7 protein-coding genes and 1 pseudogene are annotated in these 15,903 nt (G+C 67.3%); 7 read left to right on the top strand and 1 reads right to left on the bottom strand.

All coding sequences use genetic code 11. The features are described from left to right. The 5 genes and pseudogenes from epmA (at window position 1) to pbpC (ending at window position 13,533) form a co-directional block, all read left to right on the top strand. Window positions 1-966, top strand: a complete 966-nt coding sequence (gene epmA / locus LU699_RS01040) for an EF-P lysine aminoacylase EpmA (protein ID WP_232138214.1) — start codon at window positions 1-3, stop codon at window positions 964-966. Between the two features lie 929 nt (window positions 967-1,895). After that, complete coding sequence (gene mtnA / locus LU699_RS01035; protein ID WP_232134788.1) at window positions 1,896-2,957, top strand: S-methyl-5-thioribose-1-phosphate isomerase; 1,062 nt, start codon at window positions 1,896-1,898, stop codon at window positions 2,955-2,957. Between the two features lie 247 nt (window positions 2,958-3,204). After that, window positions 3,205-5,916, top strand: a complete 2,712-nt coding sequence (gene gyrA, locus LU699_RS01030) for a DNA gyrase subunit A (RefSeq protein ID WP_232134789.1) — start codon at window positions 3,205-3,207, stop codon at window positions 5,914-5,916. 209 nt (window positions 5,917-6,125) lie between these two features. Further along, window positions 6,126-11,018 (top strand): alpha-2-macroglobulin family protein, encoded by a 4,893-nt coding sequence (locus tag LU699_RS01025; RefSeq protein ID WP_425491092.1) that lies wholly within the window; start codon window positions 6,126-6,128, stop codon window positions 11,016-11,018. Between the two features lie 128 nt (window positions 11,019-11,146). Continuing rightward, a pseudogene (gene pbpC / locus LU699_RS01020) lies at window positions 11,147-13,533 on the top strand (penicillin-binding protein 1C). A 161-nt stretch (window positions 13,534-13,694) separates the two neighbouring features. Here pbpC and LU699_RS01015 read toward each other — a convergent pair. Beyond that, entirely contained in the window at window positions 13,695-14,177 is a 483-nt protein-coding gene (locus LU699_RS01015) for a peroxiredoxin (RefSeq protein WP_232134792.1), read from the bottom strand. A 138-nt stretch (window positions 14,178-14,315) separates the two neighbouring features. Between LU699_RS01015 and LU699_RS01010 the strand changes: the two genes are divergently transcribed. Continuing rightward, entirely contained in the window at window positions 14,316-14,819 is a 504-nt protein-coding gene (locus LU699_RS01010) for an Hsp20/alpha crystallin family protein (RefSeq protein WP_425491081.1), read from the top strand. Between the two features lie 138 nt (window positions 14,820-14,957). Then, the gene (locus LU699_RS01005) at window positions 14,958-15,863 is read left to right on the top strand and encodes a DnaJ C-terminal domain-containing protein (protein WP_232134793.1); all 906 of its coding nucleotides are present in this window, start codon (window positions 14,958-14,960) and stop codon (window positions 15,861-15,863) included. Window positions 15,864-15,903: the final 40 nt, after the last annotated feature.

The raw sequence follows: 15,903 nt of genomic DNA, 5'->3' as shown, positions 1-15,903 counted from the left end.
ATGCAACCGTCGGCGAGCTTCGACACCCTGCGCCTGCGCGCACGCCTCAACGCGACATTGCGCACGTTCTTCGCGGAGCGTGGCGTGCCCGAAGTCGAGACGCCGATGCTGTCGCAGGCCGGCAACACCGACCCGAACGTCGCCAGCTTCCGTACGGAGTTCGGTGGGCATGTGTCGGCCGGCCCACGCACGCGCTGGCTGCGCACGTCGCCCGAGTTCCCACTCAAGCGCCTGCTCGCCGCCGGCTTCGGCGACTGCTACGAACTCGGCCGCGTGTTCCGCGACGGCGAGGCGGGCGGCCGCCACAATCCCGAGTTCACGATGCTCGAGTGGTATCGCGTTGGGTGGGATCAACATCAACTCGCCGACGAAACTGTTGTGCTGGTACAGGACGCGCTGGAGATCGTCGGTCGGCGCGTCGAGGTGATGCAGACCACATATCGCGCCCTGTACCTCGACACCCTGGGTCTCGACCCGATTACCGCCGCCGACACCGAACTGCAGGCCGCGCTCGGCGATGTCCAGATCGGCCCCGAAGGCCTGACTCGCGACGACTGGCTGGACCTGTTGATGACGCATCGCATCCAGCCTGCGAACCCGGCCGACCGGATCCTCGTCGTCCACGACTACCCGGCCTCGCAATGCATGCTCGCGCGCATCGCCGAGCGGGACGGCGTGCAGGTGGCCGAACGTTTCGAGCTGTATCTCGGTGCGTTGGAACTCGCGAACGGGTATTACGAGTTGGCCGATGGCGCGGAGCAACGCGCGCGCTTCGAGCGGGATCATGCGGTGCGCGGGTCGCGCGGTGATGCATTGCCGGTGATCGATGAAGCCCTGCTGGATGCGCTGGATGCCGGATTTCCGGATTGCGCCGGCGTGGCCTTGGGGGTCGATCGCCTGATGATGGCGATGCTCGGGACGGGGCGCATCGCTGATGTGATCGCGTTCGATTTCGTGCGGGCGTAATCGCTCGCGCGGTTCCGGAACTTCACCAGAACGCATCGTCGTCATGCCCGCGAACGCAGGCATCCATCTTGATCTGGGTTCTGGGTTGGCCCTTGTTCTGGCTTTGGTTTTAGCTTTGGCTCTGCTCTGGCTTGTCTTGGCTCCAGGCTTTTGATTTGAATCGAGCCGTAAAGCGAGCCGAGCATCGCAGGGCGGCGGGGTCGTAGAGCAGCCCGTGTCTGAGCGCAGCGAGTTTGGGCTGCGTGCCCCGACGTCCGAGAAGCGCAGGGGACCGCCGCGGCTGTATCGCGGCGGATCGCGTCCGGCGAAGGGACCTTTTGGTTCCTTTTGGGTCCGTCCAAAAGGGACTCGCACGCGCAGCGGGCGAGAGCCGTGCACTTGCTTAAGATTCTTCGCGCGTCGCTTCGCGAACTAATTGTTCGAAGCAAAAGATCAATCGTAAGAGCGAAGATCAAGGACAGGGCTTCCGCGCTGTCGCGCGGCTTACTTTTGTCTTGGCAAAAGTAAGCAAAACCGTCTTCGCCGGACGCGAGCCGATGCGATGAAGCCGCATCGGTGCCCTGTGCTCCTCTCCAGACGCGGCACGCAGCCCAAACTCGCTGCGCTCAGACATGGGCTGCTCTACGGCCACGTCAGGCTCCGGTGCTCGGCTCGCTCTACGGCTCGATTCGGATCAAGAGCTGGAAGCCACAGCCAAAGCCAATGCCAATGCCAATGCCAAAGCGGACGCCAACATCAAAATGGATGACCGGCGCTACGCGCCGTTGAAGAAGCGTTTCCCGCTTTCGCGGGAATGACGGGTCTCGCTAACTCGTCGCACTCTCTGCTGAACGTGCTGGCGGGCAGGGCGGGAGAGCGGCGATCGCAGCGAGAACTCGGCACCCACTTCCGCCAACAGCAATCCAGCATCCCCGATTTACAATGGCCCCATGAACACATCTCCCCTCGATTTCGACCGCTACGACCACATCCGCCCCATCCTCTGGACCGGCGACACGCTCGATCTGCTCGACCAGCGCAAGCTGCCATTCGTCGTCGAGCACGTGTCCTGCACCACCAGCGACGAGGTCGCGCAGGCGATCCATGACCTCACCGTGCGCGGGGCGCCGGCGATCGGGATCGCGGCGGCGTGGGGCGCGGTGCTGGGTGCGCGCGATATCGAGGCCGAGGACGGGACGGCTGCACTGGCGAAACTCGAACCTGCGTTGCAGCGGCTCAATGCCGCGCGTCCGACCGCGGTGAATCTGGCTTGGGCGCTGGCGCGGATGCGGCGTGTGCTGGTGACCTCGGGCGCCGACTGGCGCGAAGTGCTGGCGCGTGAGGCGCAGGCGATCGCGGAAGAAGACCTCGCGGCGAACCGGCACATGGGCGCGCTCGGCGCCGAACTGATCGCGCCTGGAAGTGGCGTCATGACCCACTGCAACACCGGCTCGCTGGCGACGGCAGGCTTCGGTACCGCGCTGGGTGTGATCCGCGCCGGCATGGCGCAGGGGCGCATCGGCAAGGTGTTCGCGGGCGAGACGCGGCCGTGGCTGCAGGGCGCGCGCCTGACGGTGTGGGAGCTGCAGCAGGACGGCATCGACGCGACGCTGATCGCCGACTCGGCAGCCGCGCATCTGATGAAGACCGGCGCGGTGCAGTGGATCGTCGTCGGCGCGGATCGCATCTGCGCCAACGGTGATACCGCGAACAAGATCGGCACCTACCAGCTGGCGATCGCCGCGCGCCACCATGGCGTCAGGTTCATGGTCGTCGCGCCGTCGTCGACCGTCGACATGGACACCGCGTCGGGCGATCTGATCGAGATCGAGCAGCGCGATCCGGGCGAGCTGTTCGGCATCGGCGGCACGCGCACCGTGGCGGAAGGCATCCAGGCCTGGAACCCGGTGTTCGACGTGACGCCGGGGGAGCTGATCGATGCGATCGTGACCGAGCAGGGCGTCGTCGAGCGGCCGTCCACGGCGTCGATGCAGGCGCTGTTCAAGGCCTGATGCCCGCTGCCGGTGGAGCACGCGTGTGCGCATCGCTCGCTGCCTACGCGGGATTCGGTGGGAATCCCCGGCCGAAAACTGCATAAGTGATTGTTTTTGCGTCGGAAAGGCGGCCTGCGAGGACCGCTTTTGTGCTAAGATTTCCTGTCGTTTTGATCGCGTTGCCGGCGGCCGGTACGCGCCGCGTTGGTGCCTTGCGCCCAGCGCCGGAAATCCGGACCGCGTAGACAGGATGCAAACCCTCTAGATGGTCGATTCCGCGCAAGAAATCATCCCCGTCAACCTCGAAGACGAGATGCGCCGCAGCTACCTCGATTACGCGATGAGCGTGATCGTGGGGCGCGCGCTCCCCGACGTCCGCGATGGCCTCAAGCCGGTCCACCGTCGCGTACTGTTCGCGATGCACGAACTCGGCGCGCACAGCAACAAGGCGTACTTCAAGTCGGCGCGTATCGTCGGTGACGTCATCGGTAAGTACCACCCGCACGGCGACCAGTCGGTGTACGACACGCTGGTGCGCATGGCCCAGCCGTTCTCGCTGCGCTACATGCTGGTCGACGGCCAGGGCAACTTCGGTTCGGTCGACGGCGACTCCGCGGCGGCGATGCGTTACACCGAGTCGCGCATGGCGCGCCTCAGCCACGAGCTGATGGCCGACATCGACAAGGAAACGGTCAATTTCCAGCCCAATTACGACGAGAAGGAAAGCGAACCGACGGTCATGCCGACCCGGTTCCCAAACCTGCTGGTCAACGGTTCCGCCGGTATCGCGGTCGGCATGGCGACCAATATTCCGCCGCACAATCTCAGTGAAGTGATCGATGCGCTGATCGCGCTGATCGACAATCCCGAGATCGATATCGATGGCCTGATGGAATTCATTCCAGGCCCCGATTTCCCCACTGCGGGCATCATCAATGGCGTCGGTGGCATCCACATCGCCTACCGCACCGGTCGCGGTCGCGTGCGCATGCGCGCCCGCGCCGAGATCGAAGTGGCCGACAACGGCCGCGAGGCGATCGCGGTCACCGAGATTCCCTACCAGGTCAACAAGGCCCGGCTGATCGAGAAGATCGCCGAACTGGTCAAGGAAAAGAAGCTCGAAGGCATCAGCGAACTGCGCGACGAGTCCGACAAGGACGGCATGCGCATCTACATCGAAATCAAGCGCGGCGATTCCGCGGATGTGGTGCTTAACAACCTCTACTCGCAGACGCAAATGGAGTCGGTGTTCGGCATCAACATGGTGGCGATCGTCGAAGGTCGTCCGCAGCTGCTGAACCTCAAGCAGATCCTCGAAGCCTTCGTTCGTCACCGCCGCGAAGTGGTCACGCGCCGGACGATCTTCGAACTGCGCAAGGCGCGCAACCGTGCGCACATCCTCGAAGGCCTGACGGTCGCGCTCGCGAACATCGACGAGATGATCGAGCTGATCAAGACGTCCGAGAATCCGCAGGTCGCCAAGGAGCGGATGCTCGCCCAGCGCTGGGAAGCGGGCCTGGTGGGCGCGCTGCTCGGCGCGGCCGGTGCCGAGGCCTCGCGTCCGGAAGATCTGCCCGATGGTGTGGGCCTGATCGACGGTCACTACCAGCTGACCGACGTCCAGGCGCAGCAGATCCTCGAGATGCGCCTGCACCGCCTGACCGGGCTGGAGCAGGACCGTCTCACCGACGAGTACAAGCTGCTGCTGGAAACGATCCGCGGCCTCATCGAAATTCTCGAGAACCCGGACGTGCTGCTGGACGTGATCCGCACCGAACTGCGCAACGTCAAGGAAGAATTCGGCGACGCGCGTCGCAGCGAGATCCGCGCCAGCGAAGAGGATCTCGACATCCTCGACCTCATCGCGCCCGAAGATGTGGTGGTCACGCTGTCGCATTCGGGCTACGCCAAGCGCCAGCCGGTCAGCGCCTATCGCGCGCAGAAGCGCGGTGGTCGCGGTCGTAATGCGGCAGCGACGAAGGACGAGGATTTCATCGAGCAGCTGTGGCTGGTCAACACGCATGACACGCTGCTGACGTTCACCAGCGCCGGCCGTGTGTTCTGGCTGCCGGTGCACCAGTTGCCCGACGCCGGCCCGAATGCGCGCGGCCGTCCGATCATCAACTGGATTCCGCTGGAAGCGAACGAGAAAGTGCAGGCCGTCGTGCCGGTGCGCGAGTACCTGGAAAGCCAGTACGTGTTCTTCGCCACGCGCGCGGGCACGGTCAAGAAGACGCCGCTCACCGAGTTCGCCTATCGCCTGGCGCGCGGCAAGATCGCGATCCGCCTCGATGAGGGTGACGCGCTGATCGGCGTGGCCCTGACCGACGGCGACAAGGACGTGCTGCTGTTCGCGTCGAACGGCAAGACGGTGCGCTTCGGCGAAGACCGCGTGCGTTCGATGGGCCGCACCGCCGGTGGCGTGCGCGGTATCCGCCTGACCAAGGGCGAGCAGGTGGTGAGCCTGATCGTGTCCGAGAGCGCGGGCGGCATCGAGGACGAGTCCGAGGACACCGTCGAAGACACGACGATCGAAGCGACGGCCGGCGACGTCGCGGTCGAGACCGGTGCGGGCGACGATATTCCGTACATCCTCACCGCGACCGAGAACGGCTACGGCAAGCGCACGCCGCTGTCGGAATACCCGCGCAAGGGTCGCGGCACGCAGGGCGTCATCGGCATCCAGACCACCGAACGCAATGGTCCGCTGGTCGGTGCGGTGCTGCTGCACAACCACGACGAGGTGCTGTTGATCTCCAACGGCGGCACGCTCGTGCGCACCCGCGCCTCGGAGATCGCACGCGTCGGCCGCAACACGCAGGGCGTGACCCTGATGCGCGTGTCCAAGGACGAGCGCCTACAAGGCATCGAGCGCGTGGACGGCTCGATCGTTGACAGCAGTGAAGACGACATCGATGCACTGCCACCGGGCGAGACGCCGACGTTGGACGTACCGACGGCAACGCCTGACGCCTGATGCGTTTCGAGTGATGGAAAAGGACCGGCATTGCCGGCCCTTTTTCGTTTTCAGTACCGCCTGCGAACCCCGACCCGACGCCGCGCCGAAACGCCGCGCAATCCGCCCATCGACCGCCCCCGGAACGCCGCAGCCGCAGCCTATACTCGCGGCCAACGCCCAGCGGAGCACAGCGGATGTCCTTCGGAACCGAACGCGCATCGCTGCGCATGCGTCATCTGCTGGCAGGCCTGACGGTCCTGCTCCTCGCCTTCGGACTGGCGGCCTGCAAACGCGACACGGCCGGTCAGACGCCCGGCGTCAGCGGCGAGGCGATCCAGACCGATCGCGAAACGATCGAAGGGTTCGGTCTGGTGCGCGCATTTCCCGACCAGCGCGACGGGTCGCTCGCGCTGGCGCTCGAGTTCTCCGAACCCCTGGTCGGCACCCAGGACTTCGATGCGCTGGTGACCTTTACCGATGGCGCCGCCCGCGAAGGCAGCTGGACGCTCGACGACGACGGCAAAGTGTTGCGTTTCCCGCACGTCGAGGCGAACCGCGACTACACCGTGCGCCTGTCCGGCAAGCTGGCCTCGGCCAGCGGCGACACGCTCGGCGCCAATGTTGAACGCAAGGTGTTCACCGGAGAGCTCGACCCGGTCGTCGGTTTTGCTTCGCAGGGCAGCGTGCTGCCGGCGAAGGAGTCGCGCGGCCTGCCGATCGTGTCGATCAACGTCGCCGAGGTCGATGTCGAGTTCCTGCGCGTCGATGACGAATCGCTGCCCGCATTCCTGACCCAGTACCAGCGCGGCGGCCGCCGCGGCAGCTGGGAACTCGATAACCGCTGGGGCGAGAACACCCCGCTGTCGAAGCTGGCCAAGCCGGTCTACGTGAACCGCTTCGCGATCGATGGTGCGCGCAACGAACGCGTGCTGACCTATCTGCCGCTGCAGGAGATTCGTGAGCTGCAACAGCCGGGTCTGTACTTCGCGGTGATGAAGCGCGCGGGCGCGTTCGAGGACCAGTACGAAACCGCGTTCTTCACCGTCAGCGACATCGGCCTGCACGCGCGCGCCTATAGCGAAAAGCTGTTCGTGCACACCGCATCGCTGCAGAACGGCGCGCCGATCGGCAGCGCCGAGCTGAAGGTGCTCGACGCCAAGGGCGCCACCGTCTACCGCGCGAGCACCGATGCCAAGGGCAATGCGATGCTCGATTACACGCTGGACGCCGGCCATGTGCTGGTCGCCAGTCGTGCCAGCGATGTGTCGCTGCTGCCGTTCAACCAGCCGGCGCTAGACCTGTCGGAGTTCGCGGTCAGCGGCCGCGAGCAGGCCTGGTTCGACGTGTTCGCGTGGTCGGGTCGCGACCTGTATCGCCCGGGCGAAACCGTGCGCGTGTCGGCGCTGTTGCGCGATCAGGATGGACGACCGGTCGCGGCCAAGGACAGTCGCTCACAGTCGCTGTTCGCGCGTCTGCGCCAGCCTGATGGCAAGACCTTCTTCGAAACGCGCGTCGAGCCGGGCGAGAGCGGCTACTTCCGTTTCGAGCGCGAGATTCCGGTCGATGCGCCCACTGGCAGCTGGCGCGTCGAATTCCGCACCGATCCTGCCGCGCGCGAAGCGGTGCAGGGCATGACGCTGCGCATCGAGGAATTCCTGCCCGAGCGCATGAAGCTTGACCTCGACGCGCAGGCGGTGCTGCGTCCCGGTGAGCCGCTGAAGCTGCAGGCGACCGGCGCGTATCTCTATGGCGCGCCGGCAAGCGGCAACCGGTTCACTGCGCGACTGGCGCTCGCGGTGGAGCGATCGCCGGTCGAAGGCCTGCCCGGTTTCGTGTTCGGTGATGCGACCGTCGACCTGCCGCGCGAGGCCAAGGATGTCGTCGAGGGCACGTTCGATGCGCAGGGACGACTGACCGCGGACATCCCGTTGCCGGAAGAAGCCAAGCCCACCACGCCGATCGCCGCGATCGTGTCCGGCAGCCTGTACGAGACCGGCGGCCGCAGCGTCAATCGCACGCTCAAGCGCGTGCTGTGGCCGGCCGATGCGCTGGTCGGCGTGCGTCCGCTGTTCGAACCCGACGACGGCGCGGACCCCAACACCAAGGCGCGCTTCGAACTGACGCGCGTCGGTTCGGATGGCAAGCCGCGTCCGCAGGCCGGGCTCAAGGTCTCGCTGATCCGCGAGCATCGCGACTACCACTGGCGCAACGACGATGCCGGCTGGCGCTATGAATTCACCCGTCGCTTCGAGACGGTGGAGACGCGCACGCTCGAAGCCGGCAGCGATGCCACGCGCTTCGATTTTCCGGTGGAGTGGGGCGAGTACCGCATCGATGTCGAGGATCCGGCGACGAAACTGGTGTCGCGCTATCCGTTCCGCGCAGGCTGGAGCTGGGACGACGGCAACCGCGGTCTCGATGCACGCCCCGACAAGGTCAAGGTCGCACTCGACAAGGCCGGCTATCGCGCCGGCGACACGATGCGCGTGACGGTGACGCCGCCGCATCCGGGCAAGGGTCTGCTGATGGTCGAAAGCGACCGCATGCTCTATCTGCAGGAGATCGACGCCACGCCAGGCAGCACCTTTGACATCCCGGTCACCGAGGACTGGGAGCGTCACGATGTCTACGTGACCGCGCTGGTGTTCCGCGGCGGCAGCGCGACCAGCACGGTCACGCCGGCACGCGCGGTCGGCGTGGCGCACGTGCCGATGGAACGGCGCGAGCGACGTGTCGCCGTCGGCCTCAAGGCACCTGCGCTCATCCGGCCCGAAGGCCCGATGCAGGTCACGGTCAGCGCGCCGCAGCTGGCCGGGCAGGAGGCCTGGGTCACGGTGTCGGCGGTCGATGTCGGCATCCTCAACATCACCCGCTTCCCGGTGCCCGATGCGTGGAAGCATTTCTTCGCGCAGCGCCGGTTCGGCGTGGATGCCTACGATCTCTACGGCCGCGTGATCGAGAGTTTCGAAGGCGGCACCGCGCGCCTGCGCTTCGGTGGCGATGCGCCGCTGGCCGCGTTGCCGCAGGCGCGGCGTCCGACCGCGCGCGTGCAGACGGTCGATCTGTTCGCAGGACCGGTGAAGCTCGATGCGCGCGGCAATGCGCGTGTATCGCTGCAGTTGCCCGACTTCAACGGCACGCTGCGGGTGTCCGCGCTGGTGTGGTCGGCGGACCGCTACGGCAGTCGTGATGTGGAGACGGTCGTGCGCGCGCCACTGGTCGCCGAGGCCAGCATGCCGCGGGTCATGGCACCGGGCGACACCAGCACGGTGACACTGGATCTGAGCAATTTCAGCGGACGTGCCGGCAGCTTCGATGTTCGCGTCGACGGTGTCGGCCCGCTGGCGATCGGCGAGGGCAGCCGCAAGGTGGAACTGGGCGTCGACGGCAAGACCACGCTGAGCTTTCCGCTGACCGCGCAGGAGGGCTATACCGTCGCCAAGGTGCGGGTGCGGGTGAACGGCACAGGCGTGCGCGTCGACCGCAGTTACGACCTGCCGGTGCGGCCCGCCTGGCCGGCGGTGCTGCGTTCGAACACACGTGTGCTCGACGGCGCCACGCCGTTGACGCTCGATACCGGCCTGATGGACGGGTTGATGGCCGGGTCGGTCAATGCGCGTTTCACCGTCAGCGCCCTGCCGCCGATTCCGTTCGCGGCGGCGATCACCGGCGCGCTGTCGTATCCCTACGGCTGCGCCGAACAGACGACGAGCCGCGGCTACGCGGCGTTGCAGCTCGACGACGCCACGGTGTCGATGCTCGGCATCCAGGGCGTCGACGCGGCCAAGCGCCGGCAGTTCGTCGAGGCCGCGTTCGGGCGACTCGCATCGATGCAGGTCGGCACCGGCCACTTCTCGATGTGGGGCAGCGACGGCTACGTCAATCCGATGCTGACCCCGTACATCGTCGAATTCCTGCTCGACGCGCGCGATGCCGGCTTCGCCGTGCCGGACGCGGTGTTGCAGAAATCGCTGGAGCGTCTCGGCGAGGATCTGCTGTCAGGCGGCAACGAGTTCTATGGTCAGGACCATCGCGAGCATCTGCGCTTCGCGTATCGCGCCTACGCCGGCTACGTACTGGCACGCGTGAACCGCGCGCCGCTGGGCACGCTGCGCGCGCTCTACGACAACGACCGCGGCCGCACGCTCAGCGGCCTGCCGCTGGTGCATCTGGGCCTCGCGCTGTCGCTGCAGGGCGACAAGGCGCGCGGTGAGCGGGCTATCCAGGCCGGGTTCGATTTCCAGGGCGACCGACCGGGTTATCTGTGGGATTACGGCACGCCACTGCGCGACGCCTCGCTGATGATCGCGCTGACCCACGAACGCGGCGTCGCGAAGCCTGCGTTCGACGCGCGCGCGGTCGACATCGGTCGCGAGGTCGATGTGCGTCGCAACCGTGGCTGGATGTACCTCAGCACGCAGGAACAGATCGCACTCGTGCGACTCGGCCGTGCGCTCTCGTCCGATCAGCGCAAGCGGGTCGGCGGCACGCTGCGCGAAGGCGATGTCGACGAAGCCGTGGCGGCCGCGACGATCGTCGGCCGCGCCTACGACGAGGCCGGCCTGCGTCGTGGCGTGCGCTTCAACCCGCAGGGCGAACCGCCGATGTACGCGAACATCGACGTCGCCGGCGTGCCGCGTCAGGCGCCGGCCGCCGATTCCAGCGTCCTCAAGGTCGAGCGTCGGCTCTACGGCACCGACGGCAAGCCGTGGAGCCCGGGACCGCTGAAGGAGGGCGAGGCGCTGATCGTCGCGCTCTCGGTGGTCGCCGACCGCGACATGCCCGATGCGCTGCTGACGGATCTGCTGCCGGCGGGCCTGGAAGTCGAGAACTTCAATCTGGGCGATGCGAAGCAGTGGGCGGATGTCGTCGTCGAAGGCATCCAGATCACCGAGCGCGGCAGCGCGGCGACGGTGCAGCACGAGGAGTACCGCGACGACCGCTACGTCGCCGCGCTCAAGCTCGACAGCGGCCGCACCGCGCGCGTGTTCTACCTCGTGCGCGCCGTCAGCCCCGGCACCTACACCGCGCCGCCGCCGCTGGTCGAGGACATGTACCGGCCGCAGTTGCGTGGCGTCGGTACGTCGGTGCCGGCGCGGATCACGGTGGTGCAGCCTTGAGCGGCGGGTTCGATGACCGCTGCGCGCCGGAGTTGTCCGGGTCGATGACGGTGGAGATGCAGGTCGTCTCCGCCTTCGTGACCCGACAATCGTTGGTTGGGAACCCCGCGTAGGCGGGATCCAGCGCCTTGGCCGATCCACGCGTGAACCGGCGCAGCCGGGCAGGGCAGGTGTGGCAGCGCATCGCGCCGTGGCTGCGCTGGGGCACGGCGGCTGTGCTGTCGACGTTGTTGTTGCTCGATCTCGCATTCCCACCGCAACTGCCGACACGCGCCGACACCAGCGTCGTCGTCGTCGCGCGCGACGGCACGCCGCTGCGCGCGTTTGCCGATGCCGACGGCGTGTGGCGGCACCCGGCCACGCCGGACACTGTGTCGCCGCTGTATCTGCAGGCGCTGCTCGGTTACGAGGACCGCTGGTTCCGCCGGCATCCGGGCATCAATCCCTGGGCGCTCGCACGCGCGGCGGGGCAGTGGACGCGGGGCGGGCGCATCGTCTCTGGCGGTTCGACGCTGACGATGCAGGTCGCACGCATCCTCGATCCGACGCCACGCGGTCGCACCGTGGGTGGCAAGCTCGTGCAGATGCTGCGCGCGGTGCAGCTGGAAGTGCATCTGTCCAAGGACGAAATCCTCGCGCTGTATCTGACGCGCGCACCGTTCGGCGGCACCATCGAAGGCGTCGAGGCCGCGAGCTGGGCCTATCTCGGCAAGCCGGCCTCGCAGCTCTCGCACGCCGAGGCCGCACTGCTCGCGGTATTACCGCAGGCGCCGAGCCGACTGCGTCCGGACCGCGAACCCGAAGCCGCACGTGCGGCACGCGACAAGGTGCTCGAGCGCATGGTGACGCTCGGCGTGTGGTCGCGCGGCGAGGTCGACGATGGCAAGGTCGAAGCGGTCGTCGCGCGCAGCCTGCGTCAGCCGATGCATGCCGCGTTGCTCGCGCAGCGCCTGCGCGAATCCGCGCCGCGACAGGCGCGCATCGTGTCGACGATCGACATCGGCCTGCAGCGCGTGCTGGAGCAGCGCGTGTCGAGCTATTTCTCGCAACTGCCCGAGCGCACCTCGGCCGCGCTGCTCGTCGTCGACAACCGCACACTGGAGGCGCAGGCCTATGTCGGCTCGGTCGCGTTCGGCGATCGCGCGCGGCTCGGGCATGTGGACATGGTCCGCGCGTGGCGCTCGCCGGGTTCCACGCTAAACCGTTCCTCTACGGCATGGCCCTCGATGACGGCCTGATCCATTCCGGCAGCCTGATGAGCGATGCGCCGCAGTCGTTCGACGGTTACCGGCCCGGCAACTTCGACGCCGCGTTCAATGGACCGGTCGCGGCGGACGACGCGTTGCGACTGTCGCTCAACGTGCCCGCGGTCGATCTGCTCGATCGTGTCGGCCCTGCGCGTTTCGCGGCGCGGCTGGAGAATCCCGGCGTGACCCTGCGCTTTCCGCGTGGCGCGGCGCCGAACCTGTCGCTGATCCTCGGCGGCACGGGCGCGACGCTGGAACAGCTGGTCGGGGCGCATGCCGCGTTGCATCGCGAAGGCATCGCCGGCCGTGTGCGCCTGACGCCCGAGGCGCCGCTGGTCGAACGTCTGCTGATGTCGCCGGGCGCGGCGTGGATCGTGCGCGAGATCCTCGAATCGAATCCGCGGCCCGGCGAGCGCATCGAGACCTTCGACACAGGCGGTCGTCCACGCGTGTCGTGGAAAACCGGTACCAGCTACGGCTACCGCGATGCCTGGGCGATCGGCGGTACGCATCACTACACCGTTGGCGTTTGGGTCGGACGGCCGGACGGCACGCCGCTGCCGGGCCAGTACGGCGCAGTGACCGCACTGCCGTTGCTGTTCGAAACCGTCGACAGCCTGCCGCGCGATCGCGCCGACGCGGTGCGCACGCCGCCGCCGCGCAACGTGCGCGAAGTCGAAATCTGCTGGCCGCTCGGCACAGCTGCGGATGCGCAGACCGGTGCGCTGTGTCAGCGCCGCCGCGATGCCTGGACGCTGGACGGCAATGTGCCGCAGACGCTGCCGGAGCGCGATGCGAGTCGCTGGGGCGCGGGCGTCGTGCGTTTCGATGTCGATGTGACCAGCGGCTTGCGTCTGTCCGCCGAGTGCAGCGCGACGCACGTGCGTCGCAGCGCTGAGGTCGCCCGCTGGCCTGCACTCGTCGCGCCGTGGTTGCCGGCGACGGCGCGCCAGGCATCGAGACTGCCCGCGCTGTCGCCGGACTGCGCGCCCGACGGCCGCGACGCGTCCGAAGCGCTGCACATCGAAGGCCTGACGCCCGGCACCCTGCTGGCGCGGCCACCGAACAGCACGCATGGCGTGCGCCTGCAGTTGCGCGCGCTCGGCAGCGAGGGACGCGTGCAATGGCTGCTCGACGGCCGCTGGATCGGCGAGACCCGCGGCACGCAGTGGCTGCGGCACGAGTTCGACACGCCCGGCGCGCATACGCTGACCGCGCTCGCGGATGACGGGGCGTGGCGGAGTGTGGAGTTTCGGGTGGCGGAGTGAGGCTTCGAATCGAAAGCCTTGAGAGCGTATTGACCGTCATCCCAGCGAAGGCTGGGATCCATTCTGATCTTGATTTCCGGCTTTAAAACCGAAATCAAAATGGGCCCCAGCTTGACCAGACGTTCGTCTGTTGAGGGCCGCTGGGGCGACGATTTCTGGCGTCAAACAGCCAACTGCGCCAGCACGTGCTCGGCCGACGAGACCTTGAACTCGCCCGGCGCTTCGACGAACAACTGCTTCACCACGCCATCGTCGGCATACAGCGCGAAGCGCTTCGCGCGCAGGCCCATGCCGTAGGCGCTGGCGTCCATTTCCAGGCCCATCGCCTTGACCAGATCGCCGTTGCCGTCAGAAACCATCTGCAGGCCGTCCGGCACGCCAACGCTTTCGCCCCAAGCCTGCATCACGAAGGGATCGTTGACGGCGATGCAGATCACGTCGATGCCGCGCTTGCGGAAGGTCCCGAAGTGTTCGACGAAGCCGGGCAGGTGATGTTCCGAGCAGGTCGGCGTGAACGCGCCGGGCACTGCGAACAGCACAACCTGCTTGCCGGTGAACAGCGTCGGGGTGTCGATGACGCGGACGCCGTCGTGGATGTGCTTGAGCGCGACTTCGGGAATCGTGTCGCCGATCTGGATCGTCATGGGGGGCGTTCCGGGGAGGGTGAACGGAAGTCTAGCCGCTCATGGCGTGAGCTCGCGGCGATGCTTGAAAGCCCCGCGGCGGTACCCAGATCGGGGACATCGCGGCCACCGGTGCCGCCCCAAGTCCGGAGTCATTCCATGCGCCATGAAGCGTTCCGCGCCGTCGCCCGTCAGTCGGCCCGCGACACCTCGCCGCGTCTGCACGACGAGATGCGCCAGTTCCTGCAGCAGTTCGTCCACGGTGATGCCGATGCATCGTCGGTCGTCACCAGCGAGTGGACGCCGCGCGTCGACATCCGCGAGGAGCGCTCGCGTTTCGTGATCCTCGCCGACCTGCCGGGCATCGATCCGGCACAGGTCGAGATCTGGATGGACAAGGGTGTGCTGAGCCTCAAGGGCGAACGTGCGCCTGCGAGCCAGGACGCCACCGACGGCGACGCCAACGAAGTGCGGTTCTCGCGCGTCGAGCGCAACACCGGCCGCTTCCATCGTCGCTTCACGCTGCCCGACAGCGCCGACGCCGATGCGATCACCGCCAGCGGCCACCACGGCGTGCTCGAGATCAGCATTCCCAAGCGCGCCGAATCGACGCCCCGACGCATCCAGGTCGGCGCAGTTGCGGAGGCGGGCACGCGCCAGTAAGGGCTGATCGACCGCGGCTGCGCCTCATGCAACTGCGGTATCCACGACGTGGCGACGGCCTGCAGGTATCCTGCGGGCCGTCGCCGATCGTGGCGTTCCATTCCTGACGGGCACGCGCCCGCACCGGACGCAAAACAGATGCAGTTCAAGGATTACTACGAGATTCTCGGCGTCGAGCCGAACGCAGGCGATGCTGAGATCAAGACCGCGTACCGCCGGCTCGCGCGCAAGTACCACCCGGACGTCAGCAAGGAGCCTGGCGCGGAAGACACTTTCAAGTCGGTCAACGAGGCCTACGAGGCGCTGCGCGACCCGGAGAAGCGCAAGGCCTACGACGGTCTGCGTGCGCGCGGCTATCGGCCGGGCGACGACGTGCAGCCGCCACCGGGCGGATTCGGTGGTGGGCCCGGCGGTGTGGATTTCGACGAGATCTTCGCCGGCGGTGGCGCCGGCGGGGGGTTCAGCGACTTCTTCGAACAGATGTTCGGCCGGCGCGCGGGCGGCTATGCCGGTCCGCAACAGCCGGGTCGCGGCGGCCCGCAGCCGCGCGGCGACACGCGCGCGCGCCTGGCGGTGACGCTGGAGACGATCCACCGCGGCGACAGCGTACGCGTGCCGGTGATGGGCAAGACCTTCGAAGTGAAGATTCCCCGCGGCATCCGGCCGGGTCAGGTCGTGCGCCTGCCGCGACAGGGCCAGCAAGGCGGCGACCTGCTGCTGGAAATCGAATACGCCGCGCATCCGGATTTCGAAGTCGACGGCCGCAACATCATCCACACCTTGCCGATCGCGCCATGGGATGCGGCGCTGGGCGCGACGATCAGCGTGGCGACACTCGGCGGGCATGTGGATCTGAAGATTCCGGCGAGTTCGGAAGCCGGACGCAAACTGCGTCTGCGCGGGCGTGGTCTACCGGGCGCCGGCGGTGCGCCGGATGGCGACCAGATCGTCGAACTCGAGATCCAGGCGCCGGTCGCGAACGATATGCAGCAGGTCGCGGCCTACGAGGCCCTGCGCGATTCGTTTGCGGTCGGGAAGAAGTAGACGGCGACTGCCCCGCTTGTGCTGAGGCGGAAGTTGGACA

It is taken from the genome of Luteimonas fraxinea (assembly GCF_021233355.1).
Taxonomy (GTDB): domain Bacteria; phylum Pseudomonadota; class Gammaproteobacteria; order Xanthomonadales; family Xanthomonadaceae; genus Luteimonas; species Luteimonas fraxinea.
Note: the sequence above shows the minus strand (reverse complement) of the source record. Positions and strands in the feature narration are given on the sequence as shown.